The sequence below is a fragment of the Streptomyces sp. NPDC059256 genome, from assembly GCF_042753785.1.
Classification (GTDB): Bacteria; Actinomycetota; Actinomycetes; order Streptomycetales; family Streptomycetaceae; genus Streptomyces.
In genome coordinates this window covers 1-19,919 of record NZ_JBHYZO010000024.1, presented here as the reverse complement: position 1 = coordinate 19,919, position 19,919 = coordinate 1, and the positions used below count along the sequence as shown (strand labels likewise).

Here is a 19,919-nt window from a genome sequence, read left to right as displayed (position 1 = left end):
TTTGTACAGCAGGGCCCTGTCGGGATACGTTCACCGGTCCTGCGGCAGTATGCCCCGCGGGGCTGGGACTTCTTCTCGGTAAGAATGGAGGGCGACCGACCAGGGAAATTCACTGTCAGGCGCCGTTGCGATGCGTTTCCATGCGGCGAGGCGCCATTCGCGGATGCTCCCGATCCCCGCAACCCGTATCCCACCTCTGCCCCGGTATTCCGGGGTATTTCCTGGCCAGCGGCGCCGGCTAACACAACGTCATCCGCCTCCGTGGCATCCTCCCAACGTCGCATGGAGTCTTCGATGGGCGGGTTCACGTGGTCGCGTGTCTCGGTCAGGAACGTGGCGTAGCGCAGGAAGGGGACCTGGATCCGCTGTCCGGTACGAAGGGCGCATATGGCCGGATCGACGCCGGCGGCGGGCCAGAAGGAGATGTCGGCGTGGCGGAGGTCGTAGGGTCGCTCGGCGAGTCCGCGGGTGTGCTCGTGCAGGGGGCCCCGGAGCGAGGCTCGGACCTCAAACCGTGGGCGGGCCCGGTGCGGGGTGGAAGTGGGTGGAGCCCGTGATGTGGATGCCGGATTCGTCGCCCGGGCTCAGGGTGAGAGGGGCGGAGGTGCGAACGGTGACCGGGGTGTCCACTGACGGGACGTCGAGGAGTATCAGGGCATCGTGACCGTGGTAACGGATCTCGCTCACCCGGCCGACGGCAGTGGTCCCGTCCGGGGTGGAGAGGCGAAGTTGTTGGGGGCGCAGGGCCACGGTGCCCTGGGCGATGCCGGTGAGCGGAGGTCCGGACAGGGGCACCCGGCCGAGGGCGGTCACGGCGTGGCCGGAGTCGGTGGTGGCTGGCAGGACGACCGCGTCGCCGACGAACGAGGCCACCCAGGGATCGGCAGGGTGGGCGTACACCTCCTGCGGAGTGCCGAACTGGATGACTCTCCCCTGGCGGATGACGGCGACCCGGTCGGCGACCGACAGCGCCTCCTCCTGGTCGTGGGTGACGAGGAGGGCCGTTGCGCCGGCGGTCCGCAACGCGCTGCGGACATCGGAGCGCAGGCCCGCGCGCAGACCACTGTCGAGGGCGCTGAACGGCTCGTCGAGCAGTACCAGTGCGGGGCGCGGTGCCAGCGCGCGGGCCAGGGCGACGCGCTGCTGCTGGCCGCCGGACAGTTCGTGCGGCATCCGCTCGCCGTACTCCCCCAGGCCCACCAGTTCCAGCAGTTCGGCTGTGCGTGCTCGGCGCTCGGCGCGGCTCTGGGAGCGCAGGCCGAAGGCCACATTGCGGGCGACGCTCAGATGCGGGAAGAGTGCGCCTTCTTGGGCGACTATCCCCACGCCGCGCCGTTCCGGTGGTACTTGGACACCCGCTCCGCTGACCGTGCGCCCGCCGACTGCGACCTCTCCCAGGTCGGGGGCGAGGAATCCGGCGACGACCCGCAGCAGGGTCGTCTTCCCACAGCCGGACGGTCCGAGAACGGCGGCCAGCTCACCTTCCGGGACGGTCAGGTCCAGCCCGTCGAGCACCCGCACGCCGCTGCCGTACGAAGTCGTCACCGAGGTCACGCGCAGTCCGGTCATGAGCGCCTTCCGAGGAGGTAGGAGGGGATCGCGGCGAGCAGGACGATGGCCGCCGCGTAGGGGGCGGCTCCGGCGAACGCGCCCGCTCCGGTCTCGGTCCACAGCCGGGTGGCGAGGGTGTCGGTACCGGTCGGGCGGAGCAGCAGGGTCGCCGGCAGCTCTTTCATGATCACAACGAAGGTGAGGGCGGCTCCGGCTCCGATCCCCGGGGCCGCGAGCGGCACGGTGATCTCACGCAGCACCCGCAGCGGGGAGCGGCCCAGGGAACGGGCCACCTCCTCCAGGACGGGTGGCGACTGGAGGACGGCGGCTCGCGCGGAGGCCACGGCGACCGGCAGGAACAGCACCACGTACGCGGCGATCAGCAGCGGCATCTCCTGGTAGAGCGGATAGGCGTACCTGACCGAGAAGAACACCAGGGCCAGGCCCACGGTGATCCCGGGTACGGCATGGCCGGCGTACACGGACTGTTCGAGGAGCCGGGCAGCACGACCCTTGTGACGGGCGGAGAGCACCCCCACCGGTAGGGCGAGCAGGGTGGTGACGGCGGCCCCCACGGCGGCGACGGTCACCGTCGAGAGCGTCGCGGACCACAGCCGTTCGGGGTTCCAGTCGGCGGAGTTGCCAATGCTGAGCCAGTAGCCGAGGGTCGCCAGGGGGAATGCCACGGTTGCGGCAGCCACCGCGCCGACCCAGGCCAGCGCGGGAACCGTCCACCGCCCGAGTCGGAGCCGGACAGGCGGGCGGGCGCTGCCTCGGCCGGTGCGGGCATGGCCTGCGCGTCCCCGGGTGCGGTTCTCCGCCAGCACCAGCAGCACGGTCATGGCGACCAGGACACAGCCGAGAACGGCGGCCGGAGTCCGGTCGAAGCTGGCCTGGTACGAGGTGTGGATCGCCCGGGTGAAGGTGTCGTACCGAGTGATGGACACCGAGCCGAAGTCGGAGAGCACATAGAGCGCGACAAGAATCGACCCACCGGCTGCGGCGGGCCGCAGCTGGGGCGCGGTGACTCGCCAGAAGGTGCGCAGCGAGCCACTGCCCAGTGAGTGCGCCGCCTCCTCCTGCGCGGGATCGATGCCGCGCAAGGCGGCGGCCACCGGCAAAAACACATAGGGGAAGCAGGCACAGGTCAGGGTGATCGCCGCCCCGGGCAGCCCGGCGAGCGAGGGCGCGGCGGAGATCCAGGTGAAGGCCGCCACATAGCTGGGCACGGCCAGCGGCAGGGTGGCGAGCACAGCCCACACCGAGCGCCCGGGAAGGCTGGTGCGGACGACCAGCCAGGCCAGGGAGACGCCCAGCACCAGACAGCCGGTGACGACGATGGCGGTCAGCGCGAGGCTACGACCGAGGAGTTCCAGGGTTCGCGCTTCAGTGACCAGGTCCCAGGCGTACCCCCAGCCGTGCTCCAGGGCGCGCACACCGAGATAGCCGAGCGGCAGCAGCGCGAGAAGCGCAGCCGCCGTGGCCGGGAGCAGTAGGACGAGAGGCGGACGCCGCCGTCCGGCCAGTGCGAGAAACGCGCTGGCCGGACGGCGGGCGGTCCGAGAACCGTGAGTGCTCATACGGATGGAGTACGGACGGGTCAGACCATCCCGGCTTCCTTGAGCATGGCCAGGGTCTCCTGGAGGGACTCCAGCTTGCCCAGGTCGATCTTCGGCGCGTCCAGCGAGGCGAGCGCGGGCAGGCCCTTGACCGTGCTGGTGACACCGGAGGCGAGCGGGTACTCGGAGGTCTCCTTGGCGAAGTAGTCCTGTGCCTCGGCGGAGAGCAGGTAGTCGACGGCCTTCTCGGCCGCCGCGCTCTGCCCGCCGTTCTTGAGCACACCGACGCCGGCCGCGTTGATCAGCGCACCCGGGTCCCCGCCCGGCAGGAAGTGGATCTTGGCGTTGACCTTGTCCGCGCCGACCTCGGCGACCTTCTCGTACCAGTAGTAGTGGTTGATCAGGCCGAGGGAGACCTCGCCCTTGTCCACCGCGTCCAGGACCACACCGTTCTTGGCGTACGGCTTGGCGCCGTTGGCCTTGAAGTCCTTGAGCCACTTGAGGGTGACGTCGTCGCCTTCGAGGACGCGCATTCCGGTGACGAATGCCTGGAAGGAGGCGTTGGTGGGCGCGTAGCCGACCTTGCCCTTCCACTCGGGCTTCGTCAGTTCGTGCACGCTGTCCGGGGCCTTCGCCGCGGTCTTCGGGTTGTACGCGATGACACGGGAGCGTCCGGAGACACCGACCCAGTCGCCTTCACCGCCGCGGAAGGCCGCGTCCACCTGGTCCAGGGACTTCTGGGGGAGCTTGGCGAGCATCTTGGCCTGCGAGAGCGCGCCGAGGGCACCGGCGTCCTGGGAGAAGAACAGTCCGGCCTTGGTGCGGTCGCCCTCCTCCAGGATCTGGGCGGCGAGTTCGGCGCTGTCGCCGTAGCGGACCTCGACCTTGGTGCCGGTGGCCTTCTCCAGCTTGGCCAGGATCGGGGCGATCAGCTCTTCGTTGCGGCCCGAGTAGATGACCAGTTCATCGGAGGCTTCCTTCGCCGAGGTGCCCTTCTCGTCCTTCTTGTCTTCCGTGCTGCCGCAGGCCGCGAGTACGGGAAGGAGCAGCGCGGAGAGTGCGAGCGCGGTACCGCGACGGATGGACGGGCGTGACATCGAAGCCTCCTGGACGGCCCGTAGCAGCGTCGAATGCGAGGGCACACCGACAGAACAAGGGGGACTACTGCGGGACCACATAGAAGTACGGCGAGGCTTACCTAACTGTCAATTTAAGCCAATGCCCCTTACTGAGCCATGGGGGCCTGCCAGGCATCCTTGCTGGTGGATTCGACGAAGTGACGCTCAGGCAGGGGCAGTTACCGACAGGAATCAGAGTGGCGGGTCTCTTTCAGACAGGCAATATCGATGGTGAGGTCCACCTCTGCGGCGCTTCAGCTCGCTCGTGGCACCGCAAAGAGTCCAAATCGTCTCCAAGCCGTGACAGGCCGCGGCCCCGTCGATTGCTCGATCCGCCCCATCCGACAGCGGTGGGTCTGCACACAGCGGTGGAAACGCTGGGCACGAGGGACGGGTGCACCCCCGCCCGCTGCGCGCGCACCCCCACCGGGCTTGCCCTACGCCCCCAGCCCCTCCCGGTCCGGAACCCGTGACAGCGCCTTGACGCGACATTCGAGGTCCCGGACGGAGCGCCCTGCGTCTGACCGGCTTCTTCGTCCGGTCAGTACAGTCCTTCCGGGGCCGAGCTCGTCGTCTGTAGTGGACGGACGTTGGCGACGCCGTCACTCGGCCAGCGGTCGGTCCGATGGCACAGTGCCTGGTCGCGCTCCAGGATGTTGGGGAGGAAGAGGTTCTCGTGCAGCACGGTGAGCCGCACCTGGCCCACCGCCCCGGGAGCGACGGGTGTCGACCGGTCGCCCTTGTCCACCACCGCCATGGTGACGTGCGGGTAGTTCGGTACGTAGCTGATCAACTCCCCGTCCCGGTCCACGTCGAAGCAGGCCGCATTGCCGAAGGTGTTGCCGTACGTCAGTCCGCAGATCCCGCCCTGCAGGGCGGCCCTGAAGGTCCGGTACATGTCCGCGCTGATCTGAGTACCGCTCAGGCGAACCCCGTCGAGAGCGGCGACCAGCTCGGGGTGGCGCTGCCGAAGTACCTGGAACAGAGCCGGCGTGGTGTTGATGTACTGGACCCGGCCCTGCCGGAGCACGTCGGTGATCTGCTCGACGAGGTGCGTGGTGTAGTCGCCGACCTCGGCCAGGCGTCCGGTCCGGATGAGGCGCTTGACCCACCGCGGGTCCATGTCCACCGCGTACACCAGGCCCGCGTGGAGCTCCGAGACCTCCCGTACGCCGTTTCCGATCAGATGCGGCCCCGTCGGTGTGGCCTGTAGCCAGGTCCGGCCCGGCTCAAAGCCCTCCCGTACGAAGGACCAGCGGCGCCAGGTGGCCCGGTGCAGCAGCATGTCGGGCGTATAGAAGACCCGGCAGGGCGTGCCGGTGGTACCGCCCGTGTCCCAGACCCGGCCGGCGAGTGGGCGGGGCACGGACAACGGGACGAGGTCCGCGGGGTCGTCCTCACGCAGCCGGTCCAGCGGGAACGGACCGAAGGCTCCGAGCTCGTCGTACCGGGTGATGTCGCGCGGATCAAAGCCCAACTGCCGGGCCCGGCCGAGCCAGAAAGGGCTCCCGGCAACCGGGTCGAAGTGTCGTCGAACGACCCTGCGGGTCCACTCGTCGAGGTCGGTGTCCAGCCATTGTTCGACCAGGGCATCCGGGTCGGTACGGGTCACAGCGGCGGTCATGACAGGGCCGGGGCACCGGTGAGGTCTATGCCGAGGTCGTAAGCGGTGCTCAGGGCCTGTTCGATGTGCTCCGGCTGCTCGATGTGCACCACCGGGAAGGGGAACGCGAGGATCCCCTCGGGGATGGAGGGTCCCATCACCAGTCCGAGCTGTACGCCCTGCTCCTTCATTCCGCTGTAGACGTCGACCAGGCTGATCGGGTCCGTCGAGTTCCGTTGGAACAGGTCCCTGACCTCGTCCGCGGAGCGCAGCCTCTTGGGCTCCAGGCAGGAGAACAGCGGGACTTCGGGGTCGGCGAAGGGGATGGCGTCGATGCGTGGAGCCATGAAGTCGCGGTAGTGCCTGCGCAGGGGTGTGTGGACCGCGATGGTGCGCCCGGGCAGGGGCACCACCGTTCCCGGCGGGACCTCGGCGGCGAGTCCGTTCAGCGCCTCGGCACGGCCGGCAAGCATCAGGATGCGTTGTGTGCCGTCGGTGGTTGGGCCGAAGTCTCCGGCCAGGTAGATGCCGGGAACGCCCTCGCCCGGGTGCGAGGGTGCACCGTCACCGAGGGCACCGAAGGCAATGGCGATCCCCTGCTCCGGTGCGTCGGCGGGCAGCTCCGGGGTGTCCCGCGACCCGGCCAGCATCTCGAACAGTTGCTGTCTCCCCACGGATCCTGCCAGGCAACTGGCGGTCATCGCACCGAGACTGAGACCACCGATGGCGGCCGGGCGCAGATTGAAAGTGGCGAGCACGTCGTGCACACCGATGGCGAGGGCCGCCTCGCGGACGGTGCCGACGCTCTGGCGCTCCTCCTGGGCGACCGGGAGGTCTTCCTCCAGTATCTGGCCGACCGTCAGCCCGGTCCACTCGGCCACCTGTTCGTACCAGCTCCGCACCACCGGGTAGGCCCGGTAGAGCTCCAGGCCGTGAGGCTCGGTCCCGACTCCGCCGCCGAACAGATACCCCAAGCTCATGACAGCTCCCGTGAATTGTTGTCCGAAAGAACGGAATGCTGTGGACCTACCGTAGTGCAGAGGAACTCGGGCTGCCAGTAGGATTCAACAGGAATTGCTTTTCGGGTACAGCGAGCAGGATTGCCACACGGCGCGATACCCATACGATATTTCGGTCTGGGAGAATCTACCCGAAGCAGCGTGGGAGAACATTATCGAAGTGGCCAGAGATTCCACCGGAGCACAACGCGGAACGCATTGCTCCATTCTCTTCCTACTGCTCAAGGAATTCCGGAAGGACCCGGGGTGGCCACGCCCCGACGCTCAGCACCCCGAGAGAGTGCGCGCGGGAGACCAGGGCGGCACGGTTCGCGACCTGGAACTGACGCAGCATCAGACCGATGCGGTACTCGACACCCTGGCGACTCAGATGCAGCGAGGACGCCAACTGGACGGTCGAGGTACCAACCGCGACCCCCTCCAGAATGCGAACGTCCAGCTTGGCCAGCCGTCTGACCTCCGCGTTGCCGGTACTGCCCTCGCCGACGGCACGGGCGTCGCCGGTACCGCCCGGCTGCGAGAGCCCCGCGGCGGAGCGGGTCCCTCCAGATGTGGATACCAGTATCAACCCCAACACCCCCCTTACCTTTGTCCGTGATCTCAGGCGCCAAGCGCTCCGGCGAAGTGGTCACGCAGCACGCCGATCACATCGGCCGGCCGACTGCTCAGATAGAAGTGACCGCCAGGGAAGACCTTGAGGTCGAAGGCGGCCGTCGTCTGGTGGCGCCAGGTCTCGGCCTCCGACAGCGGTGTCCATGGGTCCTGGTCCCCCACCAGGACGGTTATCGGACACGCCACCACGGCGCCGGGGGTCACCTGGTAGGTCTCCAGCGCCCGGTAGTCGCTGCGGAGCGAGGGCAGCACCATGCGCAGCAGTTCCTCATCCTCAAGGAGCCGGGCATCGGTACCGCTCATGGCCCTGATCTCGGCCACGATCCCCTCGTCGCCGAGCAGGTGCACCCGTTCCCGGTGTGCCACGGACGGCCCCTTGCGGCCGGAAACGAAGAGGTGATCTATCCGCCCGCCCGCGCCCTCGAAGCGCCTGGCCACCTCGAAGGCCACCAGGGCACCCATGCTGTGTCCGAAGAGGGTCAGCGGAAGATCGTCCCAGCGTCGCAGTGCCTCGAACGCCTGGTCCGCCATGATCTGCAAGTCCTCGATGCCACGCTCCCCTCGGCGGTCCTGGCGCCCGGGGTATTGCACCGACACGAGGTCGACCGAACCGTGCAGTTCGGCCGAGACCGGAAAGTAGAAGCTCGCCGCGCCGCCCGCGTGCGGAAAACAGACCAGCCTCCGGTCCGCAGTCGGCGAGGAATGGAAGCGACTGCACCAGGGATCGCCGTCCAGAGAGAGGGAAGTCATGTCGACCGTTCGTTCCTTTCCCGAATCCGCAAGGCATCGGCACATGGCTCGATCACGTCGGATCCCGCTCCAGGTGTTCGAGCTGCTGGTGATCACTGAATTCTGAGAGTGATGGTCAGAGAGCCGAGGAACGGCCCATTACAGCCTGCCACGCCCCTCGGAATGTCAGCAAGGGCGCACCGGCGCACGCCCGCTCGCACACCACCGAGGGCTAATTCCAGTTAATTTCTGGGGTGGATGGCGGAATCGCTGTGGTGCGAAGACATCCGCATGGGATTATCTTGACGCCAACTCGGCAGGAGCTGTTCGGTCGGATCGCCCAGCCACGATCGGTCGAGGACGCGAGGAGGACAGCATGGCAAGGCCGTACGCCGTCAGCGACCTCCGTGCCGCGCGTCCCGCGACGAGGGCGTTCATGTGGCACTGGTCTGCGAGAACCAGCAGGCGGCGGCATACGTTTGCGAGCCGGCCGAGGGCGTCGAGTGGGCGCTCCTGCTGCCGTCCGCACGTTTCGCGCTGGTCGTGCAGTTGCCGGGCGACCACGAGCCGGGTACCCGTCCGACGCACTCCGATGCGTCTGCGCGGCCCGTAGCGACACCAGCTGGCGCTGTGTTCGCGATGTCTGGGCCGTGCCGGAGATGGCCGAAACCGTCGGCCGTTGAGTGCCGAGCCGACTGGTTCCTGCCGCCCCTGCTCCCCTCACCCGCCCTGGTCCGTCGGGGCGCCGTGCGCGGGGAGTCCACAGCGGAGCACATCTGCGCATTCGGCGTCCCTGGCTACCCACTTCCCCGTGAGCAGCGGCGTCCTTGGCGGCGAGCACACGCACCCTTCGGAGTCCGTGCTTGGTGTGGCACATGTCCTGCGGGGAACGGCGGTTGCGGTACGGGCAGTTCGCCGATGTCCACACCACGTGCACCTCACCAGGAACACCCACAACGACGGGACACGGCACCGGCAGGTGCATCGTCATCCGTCCACGCAAGACGCCGGAGCAAACCAGGCGGCCATTGCCACGCGGCACAATGAGGCTGCGCCGGAGACCGAGTGCTGTCCGGTGTCGAGAAGTCCGCCCACGACATGCGTTCAGTCCCGCGGTGTGGCCGCCCGGCTCTCAGATCGCATGGTTGTGGCTCCGGGTCGGCCCAGGCGACTCCGCGCCACTCGGACGGCTCCCGATCCGCCCCACCAGTGCGAACACCGCCTCGGGCTCGGTGACCAGCGGCCTCATCGTCCGCATGGACCTGCTCACATGGGCTGGACCGATGGCCGTGGCGGTACCGCACAGCGCAAACCAAACGTGATCACAACAGTGAAGTCTAGGGATGCATCTAGATACGGCGGAATGTGATTGACCAGTACTCAGGTGTCAAAGACGCTGGAGGCTTCCTTGGTTGCCGGTCGTGCGATGAAGAGGGATACCTTGAACTTCCTGCTACTGGGCCCGCTTTCCGTCCGGTTGAACGCGTGCGAGGTCCACGTGTCGGCTCCGAGACAACGCGTGGTCATGGCAGCGCTGCTACTCAACGCCAACCGCGTGATCTCGGTCGACCGCATCGCGGAGTACGTCTGGGACGGCGCCCCGCCACCGAGCGCTGCCGCGACCGTCCGCACCTATGTGATGCGGCTGAGGCAGGCACTGGGCGAGCACGCCTCCGCCCGGATACTCACCCGGGCACCCGGGTACTTCCTCGAACTCGACGAGCACGAGAGCGATCTGGGCCAGTTCACGGCCCATCGCCGACGCGCGGCGGAACTAGCCGAACGCGGGGACCTGGAGGGCTCCTCCACAGAACTGGCCGAAGCCCTCGCCCTCTGGCGCGAGGAGCCGTTGGCAGACATTCCGTCCCGGACGCTGCGTGACGTCGAGGGTCGCTACCTCCAGGAGTTACGGCTCCAGACCATGGAACTGCGCTTCGACACCGAGCTCGCACTGCTGCGGCACGCCGAACTCGTCCCGGAGCTCTGGCGGCTGGTCAGAAAGTACCCCTTGCGCGAAGCCCTGGTGGGCAAGCTGATGCTGGCGTTGTTCCGCTCGGGTCGGCAGTCGGAGGCCCTGGACCTCTACCAGCGCACCCGTGTCCTGCTCGTCGAACAACTCGGCGCCGAGCCGAGCGCAGACCTGTGCGAGGTACAGCAACACATCCTCTCGGCCCACGACCGGCCCCGTGCACGGGTCACGGCAGCTCCACGCACCCCAGCCCCTCAGTCAGGGCCGACGACCACGTCCTGGAGCGGTCCCAACCGCCCGAGCCCGGCCCAGCTGCCCTCGGTCCCGCCGCTGCTACCCGCGCACACCGGTCCGTTGGCGCGACTGGAGCGCTTCCTCTCCGCTTCCGCACAGTCCGCGGGCACAGTGTCCACCGCGGTGGTCACTGGCCGCGGCGGTGTCGGCAAGAGCGCGCTGGCCCTGCACGCGGCCCACGCACTGCGCGACCGATCGGTACACGGCCAGCTCTACGCCAACCTCGGCGGAGGGTCGCACCCGCTCTCCTCCCGTACCGTGCTGCTGCGGTTCCTGGCGGACCTGGGCGTCCCCCGGAGCGAGATCCCAACGGAGGAGTCCGAACGGGAGAGCCTCTACCGCTCGCTCACGTCGGGCCGCCGCCTGCTGGTCGTGCTCGACAACGCGCAGTGCACCGCGCAGATACGACCGCTGATACCCGGCAGCGGAGGAAGCAGACTGCTGGTCACCAGCCGACGGCTGTTGGCCGATCTGGAGGGTGCGCACAGCCTGCCCCTCTCCCCACTCGATGAGGCAGCGGCGCTTGAGTTACTGGGGAGCATCGTCGGACCGGCTGTGGTCAGAGCAGAACCACAAGCCGCCCGAGCGGTGCTGACGATCTGCGCGGGTCTTCCGCTGGCGATCCGGATCGCCGGGACCAGGCTGTTGGAACGCCCCCACTGGAGTATCGCGGACTTCGCCCGACGGCTCACCTCGGCCCCACGCCTCTTGGACGAGCTGCGCACCGGCGACCTCGGGATCCGTCCCAGCCTCGACGCCGACCACGACGGACTCCGGCCTACGGCGTCGACCGGCGTCGACCCCGCCGAGGTGTTCACCCTCCTGGGGGCCACCGAAACCGGATACGCCTCCAGCGGCAGGGTGGCGATGCTGCTCGGCTGCTCCGAGGCCACGGCGGAAGAGGGCCTCGATGCCCTGGTCGAAGCCCATCTGCTCCATCCGCCGAGAGCGGGCCGCTACCGGCTGGATGCGCTGCTCCAGGCGTACGCCAGCGAACGGGCGCAGGCGGCGGGCATGGAGTGGCGCGGTCACCCACTCGTCCGCGCCGTGTGAGAGTCCGGCGCCCCGGCGACAGACAGCCCAGCGACCGACCCCTTCGAGAGGAACTGTTCCGCCATGGCCCATCAGACGGCAACCACTCCCGACCTGCTCTCCTATGTCCGGGAGGTCTCCCTCCGCGAGGACGACCTGCTCCGGGAGTTGCGTGAGACCACCGCGGACCTGCCGGCAGGAACCGCCATGCAGGTGATGGCGGAGGAGGGCCAGCTCCTCGCCCTGCTCGTCGGGCTGACGGACGCCCGTGCGGTGCTGGAGATCGGCACCTTCACCGGCTACAGCACGCTGTGCATGGCCCGCGCGCTGCCGGCCGACGGACTGCTGGTCTCCTGCGACATCGACGACAGGTGGCCAGCCGTGGGTGTCGACTTCTGGAAGCGCGCCGGGGTCGACTCGCGGATCGACCTGCGGATCGGCGATGCGACCGAAACCCTGGACACACTGCTGGCGGAGCGTGGGCCGGGAAGCTTCGACCTGGTGTTCATCGACGCGGACAAGGCCAACTACGTCCACTACTACGAAGCCTCACTGGCACTGGTGCGCACCGGCGGTCTGATCGTGGTCGACAACACCCTCTTCTTCGGCCGGGTCGCCGACCCGACCGCCGTGGACCCGGACACCGCTGGGGTCAAGGCGCTCAACCGGGTGCTGTACCAGGACTCGCGGGTGGAGCTTTCGCTGCTGGTCATGGCGGACGGGATCACGCTCGCCCGCAAACGCTAGGGAACCGCATGCCGATGTCCGGGCATCGGGAACGGTGCCGGCGGCGAGCAGTTCGCTCCCTGCCGGTCACCGGGTCGATCCGCCAGTACGTCGGGCCGTGCGGACTGCGGCCATGCTCCGGTACGGGGGTGCGACCTTGATGGGACCTCAGGATGGTGTCGTCGCTCCCCCGTCCCGTTCCCGGGTACCCAGGTCGGGTGCGTCCAGGCTCATGGTGGTGGAAACCTCGCGCGGTTGAGGAGCCAGGTGCAGCCGCTGGAGTCCCGGCTGCACCGCAGCCGGCTCCAGCCCGACGGTGCACGGGCACGAATCCTCCTCGAAACCCGAGAAGCGGTAGGCAATCTCCATCATCCGGTTGCGCTCGGTGGCCCGGAAGTCGGCCACCAGGTGGACGCCTGCCCGGGCTGCCGTATCGGCCAACCAGTTCAACAGGGTCGCGCCCGCGCCGTAGGCGACCACCCGGCACGAGGTCGCGAGCAGCTTGAGGTGCCAGAGCCCCGGGTGGCGCTCCAGCAACAGCACTCCGACCGCGCCGTGCGGTCCGAACCGGTCGGCCAAGGTGACCACCAGTACCTCGTGTCCGGGGTCCGCGATGAGACCGCGCAACACCGCGTCGGGGTAGTGCACGCCGGTCGCGTTCATCTGGCTGGTGCGCAGGGTGAGCTCCTCGACCCGGGACAACTCCTCACCGGTGGCCCGACCGATGCGCATCCGCAGGTCCAGGGAGCGCAGGAACTCCTCGTCGGGCCCCGGCGCCGCGGCACGCTCCGCCTCCCGGCGGAAGCCCGCCTGGTACATCTGCCGGCGCCGCCGCGAGTCGACGGTGCTGGTCGCGGGCGTGAACTCCGTTAGCTCCGGCAGCGCGAGGACCTGCTCCGCCGGGTAGCAGCGCACTTCGGGGAGGTGGAAGGCCACCTCGGCGCGCTCGGCGGGCCGGTCGTCGATGAACGCGATCGTCGTGAGCGCGAAGCCGAGCCGGTCCGCGATCTTGCGCACCGCCTCGGACTTGGCGCCCCAACCGATCTCCGGCAGCACGAAGTACTCGGCGATTCCGAGGGCCTCCAGCCGGGCCCAGGCGTGCTCGTGGTCGTTGCGGCTCGACACGGACTGGAGGATGCCGCGGGAGTCGAGCTCGATCACCACCTTCCGTACCTCGTCTGGGAGTACCACCTCGCCGTCCTCCAGCAGGGTGCCCTGCCAGAGCGTGTCATCGAGGTCCCAGACCAGGCACTTGACCAACGCGGCCACGGCCTCCCCCATCGGCTCCTCGGCTGTGGTCTCGGTCATGTCGCCCCCGGTCGTGAGAGTGCGTGTTGCGCCAGCATCAGCCGGCACATCTCGTTGCTGCCCTCGATGATCTCCATCAGCTTGGCGTCCCGGTACGCCCTGGCCACCGGGTGTCCGTCTCGCGATCCTGCCGAGGCCAGCACCTGGACGGCAGCCGCTGCGCCCTGGGCCGCCTGGGTCGCGCTGACGTGCTTGGCCAGCACCGTCGCCACCACCTGGTCCGGCGCTCCCTCATCCCAGCAGCGGCTCGCATGTTCACACACTCGGCTGGCCACCTGCTCGGCCGTGAAGAGGTCGGCGAGGTGCCCGGCGACGAGCTGGTGTTCGGCCAGTGGCCTGCCGAACTGCTCACGTCCGGCGGCGTGCGCGGTGGCCGCCGTCAGACAGGCCCGCAGGATCCCCACGCACCCCCAGGCGACCGATATCCGCCCGTAGGCAAGAGCGGTCGTCACCAGCAGGGCCAGTGGCAGGCCGTAGCCGCCGAGAACGCTGTCGACAGGCAGCCGGACCCCTTCGAGGTGGACGTCGGCGTGTCCGGCCGCCCGACAGCCGAGCGGGTCGGCGATCCGCTCCACGCGGACGCCCGGCGCGTCGGCGGGCACCATGACGGCCGCGGCACCGTCCTGGTAGCGACCCACGATCACCAACAGGTCGGCGTAGTGGGCGGCGGTCACCCACTTCTTGTGGCCGTCCACGACGATCGAGTCCCCGTCGCGACGGACGGTCGTCGTCATCGCCGCGAGGTCGCTGCCGGCCCCCGGCTCGCTGAAGCCGACCGCAGCCAGTTCACCCCCGGTCAGTCGGGGCAGGTACGCGGCCGACTGCTCGGGAGTGCCCAGGCGCTGCACGGTCCAGGCCGCCATGCCCTGGGAGGTCATCACGCTGCGCAGCGAACTGCACAGGCTACCCACATGGGCGGTGTACTCCCCGCTGAGCGTGCTGCTGAGGCCCCAGCCGCCGTACTGCTCCGGGACCTCGGCACACAGCCGTCCCTCTGCGCCCAGCTCATGGAGCAGGTCCAGTGGGAGCACTCCGTCCCGGTCCCACTCCCCCGCCCGGTCGCCGACCCGCAGCGTGGCCGAGGTGCGGGCGCCCGCCAGGTCCTCACCCATCGAGGGCCTCGGTGTTGGACTGGCGCAGCCGGCCCACCAGTTGGGCCATCTGCCGTACGGTCCGGAAGTTGTCCAGCCGGAGGTCAGCGCCGCGGATGGCGATCGCATAGGACTTCTCCAGGTGCACCACCAACTGCATGGCGAACAGGGAGGACAGACCGCCGGCCCGGAACAGGTCGGTGTCGGGTTCCCAAGGAGTCCCGGTGTGCCCCTCAAGGAACCCCAGGAGTTCCTTCTCCAGATCGTCAGTGCTTGGGAAGTTCCCCGTTGTCATGGCCGTCTCCTCGTCGGGATCGTCAGGTGTAGTCGTAGAAGCCGCGCCCGGACTTGCGGCCGAGCCGGCCCTCTCGGACCAGTTGGAGCAGCAACTCACTGGGGCGGCAGCCGTCGTCGCCGGTCCGTTCGTGCAGCACCCTGAGGGAGTCGACGAGATTGTCGATGCCGATCAGGTCAGCGGTGCGCAGCGGCCCGGTGGGGTGGCCGAGGCAGCCCTGCATCAGGGTGTCGACCGCCTCGGCGGTCGCCGTACCCTCCTCCACGACGCGGACCGCGTCGTTGATCATCGGATGCAGGATCCGGCTGGTCACGAACCCCGGTGCGTCCCTGACCACCACGGCACGCCGCCGCAGGGCTTCCAGCAGCGTTGCCACCGCTGCCATCGTGGGCTCCCCGGTTCTGGCGCCCCGGACCACCTCGACGGTTCCGATCAGGTAGGGCGGGTTCATGAAGTGGGTGCCGACCAGTTCCTGCGGTCGCTCCAGCGCTCCGGCCAACTCGTCGACCGGGATGGAGGAGGTGTTGGTCACCAGCGGGGTCCCGGGTCGGACCAACGCGGAGACTTCGGACAGGACCGCGGCCTTGGTCGCCGCGTTCTCGGTGACGGCCTCGATGACGGCGGTGGCACCCGCCACAACCTTCAGCGAGGTGCCCGTGACCAGTGCGCCCGGTGGAGTGGCGGCCGGTAACGAACCCATCAGCTCGGCCAGCCGGAGTTCACCGGCGATCCGTTCCGTCGCCCTGTCGAGCAGCTCCCGGTCGAGGTCGACCAGGTGCACGGGCACACCGTGCCCGAGGGCGAGCACGGTGATGCCGACGCCCATCACGCCGGCTCCCAGCACGGTGAGCGCGTGCTGTGGTCGCGGTTCGTCGCGTGGAGCGGTGGTCAACTGGTTCTCCTTCGCCATCACAGGTGATCGGTGGTACGGACAGTGCTGTCGAGCCAGTCGGCGACGGCCCTTCCGGTGGTCGCGACATGCTGCTCCATGATCGAGAAGTGGTCTCCGGGAACGTCGACGACGGCGTCGGCCGAGGCCCAGGAGGAGCGCCAGTCACTGACCTCGGAGGACGGGTCACCCAGGGGAGCGGTGGCGCGCACCAGCAGTACCGGGGCGCTTACGGCAGGCGGCTTCCAGCTGTCGAGCAGTCGGAAGTAGCCGCCCATCGCGGTCAGCCTGGTGCCGTCCATCGGAGTCGCCCGCTCCTCACGGGCGAACATCCCGCCCAGCAGCACATCGTTGAACTGGGTGATGCCCTGGTTGTCGGAGAGGTAGGTGTCCAGCAGCACCACGGCCGCCGGGCCCTGGCCGCGACGTTCCAGTTCGGCGGCGACTCCGTGGGCGAGCGTGCCGCCCGAGGACGAGCCGACCAGTACCAGCCTCCGCCCGGAGAGCTCCCGGAGCAGCGTCGCCGCCTGGAAGTCCAGCAGCGCGTCCATGTCGGCGGGCAGTTCCTCATCGGGGGTGAAACCGGGCGCGTCCAGGGCGCTGACGGCATAGCGATCACGGAAGTGGGATGCGAAGCGGGCGTACTGGTGAGCACCGCCGAGGGCGACGACGGAGCCGAAGCAGACGATCACCGGGGCGCTGTCGCGCTCGTTCAGGTGCAGTAGTCGTGGTCCGGTTCCGGCCGCCGCGAGTTCGCCGCCGTTGTGGAACGCGGGGCGCAGGGCCGAGGCGTTCTTGAGCAGTGCGATGCCCTCGTCGGTGCGGCCGAGCGCGCATGCCTGACGGAACAGCACGCTCACGGGGTCGTTGTCGACCGCATCGGGCGCGGATTCCGTTCGGGGAGGGGCGTCGGCCTGCGTCGCGGTGACGAGGTGTGCGGCGAGCCCGGCCGGAGTCCCGCTGTCGAACACGACCGAGGGCCTCAGGCGCAGACCGGTGAGGGCCGCGAGGCGGTTGCGCAACTCGACCGCGGTCAACGAGTCGAATCCGACCGAGAGGAAGGGCACCGTCTCGGATATCGCTCCGGATTCGGTGTGGCCGAGGACTTCGGCGGCCTGGGTGAGGACGAGTGCGCGCAGGATCACTTCGCGCTCGTCCGTATCAGCGGCGGCGGCAAGCCGGTTCCGCAGCGATGCGGCGGCCGTTCCCGCGGCTCTCGCCGGACGCCCCCGTACCAACGAGCGCAGCAGCGGATGGATCGTGCCGTCCCGGGGTGCGGTGAGTTCGAGGTGCGCCAGGAGGGTCGGGGCCCCGTCGGCGGACTCCGTGCCGTCCGTGCTGAGGGTGGTGTCCAACAGGGCCATGGCCGCCGTGTCAGTGAGGCCGTGCGCGCCGCGTCGCTCGACCCTTCGCAGGTCGGCGCCTGCGAGTTCCGATGTCATACCGCTCTGTCGTTCCCAGAGCCCCCAGGCCAGGGAGGTGCCCGGGAGCCCGAGTCGGCGGCGTTCCGCTGTGAGTGCGTCGACCGCGGCGTTGGCGGCGGAGTAGGACGCCTGTCCCGGGCTGCCCAGAACACCTGCCGCTGAGGAGAAGACGACGAACGCGGAGAGGTCCGACCCGCGCGTCAGCCGGTCCAGGTGCCAGACGGCGTCGAGCTTGGGCCGCAGTACCGTCGTCATCCGCTCCTGTGTCAGGCCCTCCAGCAGCCCGTCGTCGAGGACTCCCGCGGTGTGCACCACGGCAGAGAGGGGATGCTGTGCGGGGATGGCCGCCAGCGCGGTGGCCAGCTCCTGATGGTCCGACACATCGCAGCTGACGGCCGTCAGTTCGGCCCCGAACGCGGCGAGTTCCGCCGTCAACTCCGCCATGCCCGGGGCGTCGGCGCCCCGGCGGCTCAGCACTCGGAGGTGGCGCACCCCGTGCACGGTGACCAGATGACGCGCCAGTACGGCTGCGAGGACGCCTCCGCCGCTCAACAGCACCGTCTTCTCAGCCGGTCCGAACAACCCGGCCGGGCGGTTCGCGGCCCCAGGGGTGGACGGACGCAACAGTCGGGGCGCATACAACACGCCATCGTGCACGGCCGCCTGCGGTTCGCCTGCGGCGAGGAGTTCGGTGAGCGCGTCGCCGAGGTCCTCGGGCCGATCGATGTCCAACAGGACGAACCGGTCGGGATGCTCAAGCTGAGCAGTCCTGACCATGCCCCAGACGGCCGCCGCACCGAGGTCCACCGGTCGCTGTTCCCCATGGGGGGACCCGGTCATGCCCCGGGTGAGCACCACCAGCGGCGTACTCGTGACGGTGTCGTCGGCCAGCCAGCTCTGGAGGCTTCCGAGCACCGAGGCCACGAGCGCATGCACGGCTTCAGGTCCTTCGTCCCCGGTCGGGGCGGACGGAGGGCAGATCAGCAGCACGGCGTCGGGCGCCGTCGACAGGGGCTCGATGGGAAAGGCCGGCGGCAGCAATCGATCGTCCTGCGGGCCGAGCAGGCCCCAGCGGGTGATCGGACGCGGGCCGGTGGGCGCGGCGACCGGCGTCCAGCCGACCCTGAACACGGAGTCCGACGACGTCCGCAGCGAGTCGGCGGATGCGGCACGCAGGGTGAGCGAACCGACCGTCGCCACGGCTCGGCCCGTCGGGTCGGTGAGCTGCACGGCGACTGCATCAGGTCCGACGGTGCGCAGACGGACGCGTAGGGCCGATGCGTCCGACGGTTCGATCACGACCCGCTGCCAGGAGAAGGGCAGGGGGATGCCACCGTCCGGCGGCACCGTGCGGGAGTCCTCGCGCAGACCGGTCGTTTGCAGGGCCGCATCCAACAGTGCCGGGTGGACCCCGAAGCCTTCGCCACCGGCACTGTCAAGGCCGGTGGGCAGTGCCACCTCGGCATGGATCTCATCTCCGCTGCGCCAGGCTGCGATCAGGCCACGGAACGCCGGTCCGTAGTCGATGCCCCGCTCGCCGAGCAGGTCGTAGAGCTCCTCCACCGCCAGGGGGACCGCACCGGGCGGGGGCCACGCGGCGGCCGGCTCTGGCGCGTCGACCGGCGAGATCTGCACGCCGACCGTCCCGGTCGCGTGCCGAGTCCAGGGCTCGTCGGGGTGCTCGGGGTTCTCGGGGCGGGAGTGGAACTCCACCGGGCGCTGCCCCGAGGTGTCCTCGGCCCCCACCAGGACGCGTAACTGAACAGCGTGGTCATCATCGGTGTCTCCGGGCAGCAGCAGCGGTGCGGCCAGCGTGAGTTCCTCCACCAGAGCGCAGCCGAAGCGTCGGCCCACGTGCGCGGCCAGTTCCACGAAGGCCACACCGGGAAGCAGGACCGTGCCGGCTACGGCGTGGTCGGCGAGCCAGGGGTGGGTGGCCAAGGACAGACGCCCGGTGAAGAGCGTGCCCGTGCCGTCGGGCAGGTCGACCGCGGCGCCGAGCAGTGGATGGTCCGCTGCGGACTGGCCGACGGACGCCGGGTCTCGATCGACCGGGACGGCGTCGAGCCAGTAGCGACGTCGCTGGAAGGCATAGGTGGGTAGGTCCACTCGTTTGGCACCGGTGCCCGCGAACAGCGTCTCCCAGTCGACCGGCAGACCCCGGACGTGTGCTTCGGCGAGGGAGAGTTGCATTTGGCGTAGCCCGCCCTCGCCGCGCCGCAGGGTGCTGAGCACCAGTGTCTGCGGAACGCCTGCGTCCGCCGCCGTGTCCTCGACCGCATAGGTCAGGACGGGGTGGGGGCTGGGCTCGATGAAGACGCGGTGTCCTGCGCCGAGCAGGGAGCGGGTGGCCTGCTCGAACTCGACGGTCTGGCGGAGGTTGCGGTACCAGTACTCCGCGTCCAATGAAGCCGTGTCCAACCAGCCGCCGGTGACCGTGGAATAGAACGGCACCGAACCCGTGACAGGGGTGATATCGGCCAGATCGGTCAGGATCTGCTCCCGCACCTCCTCCACATGCGCCGAATGCGACGCATAGTCCACCTCGATCAAACGCGCCCGCACGCCCTCCTGAACCAACTCCTCGACGAACTCCGCCACCGCGTCCGCATCACCCGACACCACCGTCGACAACGGACCATTCACCGCCGCCACCGACAACCGACCACCCCACCCAGCAAGACGACCCCGCACCACACC

At 69.3% G+C, this 19,919-nt stretch carries 14 protein-coding genes; 2 read left to right on the top strand and 12 right to left on the bottom strand.

Annotation, left to right across the window (positions count from 1 at the left end; translation table 11 throughout):
* Window positions 1-507: 507 nt before the first annotated feature.
* The 7 genes from ACFXJL_RS30305 to ACFXJL_RS30275 all read right to left on the bottom strand — a co-directional run bounded on the left by ACFXJL_RS30305 (window position 508) and on the right by ACFXJL_RS30275 (window position 8,212).
* Window positions 508-1,569 carry an ABC transporter ATP-binding protein gene (locus ACFXJL_RS30305; protein ID WP_384643548.1) on the bottom strand — a complete coding sequence of 354 codons (1,062 nt, stop codon included), beginning with the start codon at window positions 1,567-1,569 and terminating at the stop codon, window positions 508-510.
* Window positions 1,566-3,131, bottom strand: coding sequence for an iron ABC transporter permease (locus ACFXJL_RS30300; RefSeq protein ID WP_358881678.1), 1,566 nt, complete (start codon window positions 3,129-3,131; stop codon window positions 1,566-1,568). Before ACFXJL_RS30300 ends, ACFXJL_RS30305 begins: the two co-directional genes overlap by 4 nt.
* A 20-nt stretch (window positions 3,132-3,151) precedes the next feature.
* The gene (locus ACFXJL_RS30295; RefSeq protein WP_358881679.1) at window positions 3,152-4,207 is read right to left on the bottom strand and encodes an iron ABC transporter substrate-binding protein; all 1,056 of its coding nucleotides are present in this window, start codon (window positions 4,205-4,207) and stop codon (window positions 3,152-3,154) included.
* A gap of 562 nt (window positions 4,208-4,769) precedes the next feature.
* Window positions 4,770-5,852 (bottom strand): arylcarboxylate reductase, encoded by a 1,083-nt coding sequence (locus ACFXJL_RS30290; RefSeq protein WP_384697636.1) that lies wholly within the window; start codon window positions 5,850-5,852, stop codon window positions 4,770-4,772.
* Window positions 5,849-6,811: an ACP S-malonyltransferase gene (locus ACFXJL_RS30285; protein WP_384643536.1), complete on the bottom strand. Its 963-nt coding sequence runs from the start codon at window positions 6,809-6,811 to the stop codon at window positions 5,849-5,851. Before ACFXJL_RS30285 ends, ACFXJL_RS30290 begins: the two co-directional genes overlap by 4 nt.
* 253 nt (window positions 6,812-7,064) lie before the next feature.
* Complete coding sequence (locus tag ACFXJL_RS30280) at window positions 7,065-7,427, bottom strand: LuxR C-terminal-related transcriptional regulator (RefSeq protein ID WP_384643533.1); 363 nt, start codon at window positions 7,425-7,427, stop codon at window positions 7,065-7,067.
* A gap of 23 nt (window positions 7,428-7,450) precedes the next feature.
* On the bottom strand, window positions 7,451-8,212 hold the full coding sequence (locus tag ACFXJL_RS30275) for a thioesterase II family protein (RefSeq protein ID WP_384643530.1): 762 nt from the start codon (window positions 8,210-8,212) through the stop codon (window positions 7,451-7,453).
* Between the two features lie 1,504 nt (window positions 8,213-9,716).
* On the opposite strand from ACFXJL_RS30275, the gene ACFXJL_RS30270 reads away from it, so the two are divergent.
* Window positions 9,717-11,507, top strand: coding sequence for a BTAD domain-containing putative transcriptional regulator (locus ACFXJL_RS30270; RefSeq protein ID WP_384697633.1), 1,791 nt, complete (start codon window positions 9,717-9,719; stop codon window positions 11,505-11,507).
* Between the two features lie 63 nt (window positions 11,508-11,570).
* Window positions 11,571-12,233, top strand: coding sequence for an O-methyltransferase (locus ACFXJL_RS30265; protein ID WP_384697630.1), 663 nt, complete (start codon window positions 11,571-11,573; stop codon window positions 12,231-12,233).
* A 147-nt stretch (window positions 12,234-12,380) separates the two neighbouring features.
* On the opposite strand, the gene ACFXJL_RS30260 is transcribed toward ACFXJL_RS30265, so the two are convergent.
* From ACFXJL_RS30260 to ACFXJL_RS30240, 5 genes are all read right to left on the bottom strand, one after another.
* Window positions 12,381-13,520, bottom strand: coding sequence for an HAD-IIIC family phosphatase (locus ACFXJL_RS30260; RefSeq protein ID WP_384697627.1), 1,140 nt, complete (start codon window positions 13,518-13,520; stop codon window positions 12,381-12,383).
* Window positions 13,517-14,632, bottom strand: a complete 1,116-nt coding sequence (locus ACFXJL_RS30255) for an acyl-CoA dehydrogenase family protein (protein WP_384697624.1) — start codon at window positions 14,630-14,632, stop codon at window positions 13,517-13,519. Before ACFXJL_RS30255 ends, ACFXJL_RS30260 begins: the two co-directional genes overlap by 4 nt.
* On the bottom strand, window positions 14,625-14,906 hold the full coding sequence (locus tag ACFXJL_RS30250) for an acyl carrier protein (RefSeq protein ID WP_358881688.1): 282 nt from the start codon (window positions 14,904-14,906) through the stop codon (window positions 14,625-14,627). The genes ACFXJL_RS30255 and ACFXJL_RS30250 overlap by 8 nt, the downstream gene beginning before the upstream one ends.
* A 22-nt stretch (window positions 14,907-14,928) precedes the next feature.
* The gene (locus tag ACFXJL_RS30245; RefSeq protein WP_384697621.1) at window positions 14,929-15,798 is read right to left on the bottom strand and encodes a 3-hydroxyacyl-CoA dehydrogenase family protein; all 870 of its coding nucleotides are present in this window, start codon (window positions 15,796-15,798) and stop codon (window positions 14,929-14,931) included.
* A gap of 17 nt (window positions 15,799-15,815) precedes the next feature.
* A partial coding sequence (locus ACFXJL_RS30240) for an SDR family NAD(P)-dependent oxidoreductase (RefSeq protein ID WP_384697618.1) occupies window positions 15,816-19,919 on the bottom strand: 4,104 nt, incomplete at its 5' end.

Bases quoted from the DNA above. Each gene is read 5' to 3' on its own strand.
- ACFXJL_RS30285 (WP_384643536.1), bottom strand. From the start codon at position 6,811: ATGAGCTTGGGGTATCTGTTCGGCGGCGGAGTCGGGACCGAGCCTCAC.
- ACFXJL_RS30265 (WP_384697630.1), top strand. From the start codon at position 11,571: ATGGCCCATCAGACGGCAACCACTCCCGACCTGCTCTCCTATGTCCGG.
- ACFXJL_RS30255 (WP_384697624.1), bottom strand. From the start codon at position 14,632: ATGGGTGAGGACCTGGCGGGCGCCCGCACCTCGGCCACGCTGCGGGTC.
- ACFXJL_RS30300 (WP_358881678.1), bottom strand. From the start codon at position 3,131: ATGAGCACTCACGGTTCTCGGACCGCCCGCCGTCCGGCCAGCGCGTTT.
- ACFXJL_RS30290 (WP_384697636.1), bottom strand. From the start codon at position 5,852: ATGACCGCCGCTGTGACCCGTACCGACCCGGATGCCCTGGTCGAACAA.
- ACFXJL_RS30275 (WP_384643530.1), bottom strand. From the start codon at position 8,212: ATGACTTCCCTCTCTCTGGACGGCGATCCCTGGTGCAGTCGCTTCCAT.
- ACFXJL_RS30260 (WP_384697627.1), bottom strand. From the start codon at position 13,520: ATGACCGAGACCACAGCCGAGGAGCCGATGGGGGAGGCCGTGGCCGCG.
- ACFXJL_RS30270 (WP_384697633.1), top strand. From the start codon at position 9,717: ATGGCAGCGCTGCTACTCAACGCCAACCGCGTGATCTCGGTCGACCGC.
- ACFXJL_RS30295 (WP_358881679.1), bottom strand. From the start codon at position 4,207: ATGTCACGCCCGTCCATCCGTCGCGGTACCGCGCTCGCACTCTCCGCG.
- ACFXJL_RS30250 (WP_358881688.1), bottom strand. From the start codon at position 14,906: ATGACAACGGGGAACTTCCCAAGCACTGACGATCTGGAGAAGGAACTC.
- ACFXJL_RS30305 (WP_384643548.1), bottom strand. From the start codon at position 1,569: ATGACCGGACTGCGCGTGACCTCGGTGACGACTTCGTACGGCAGCGGC.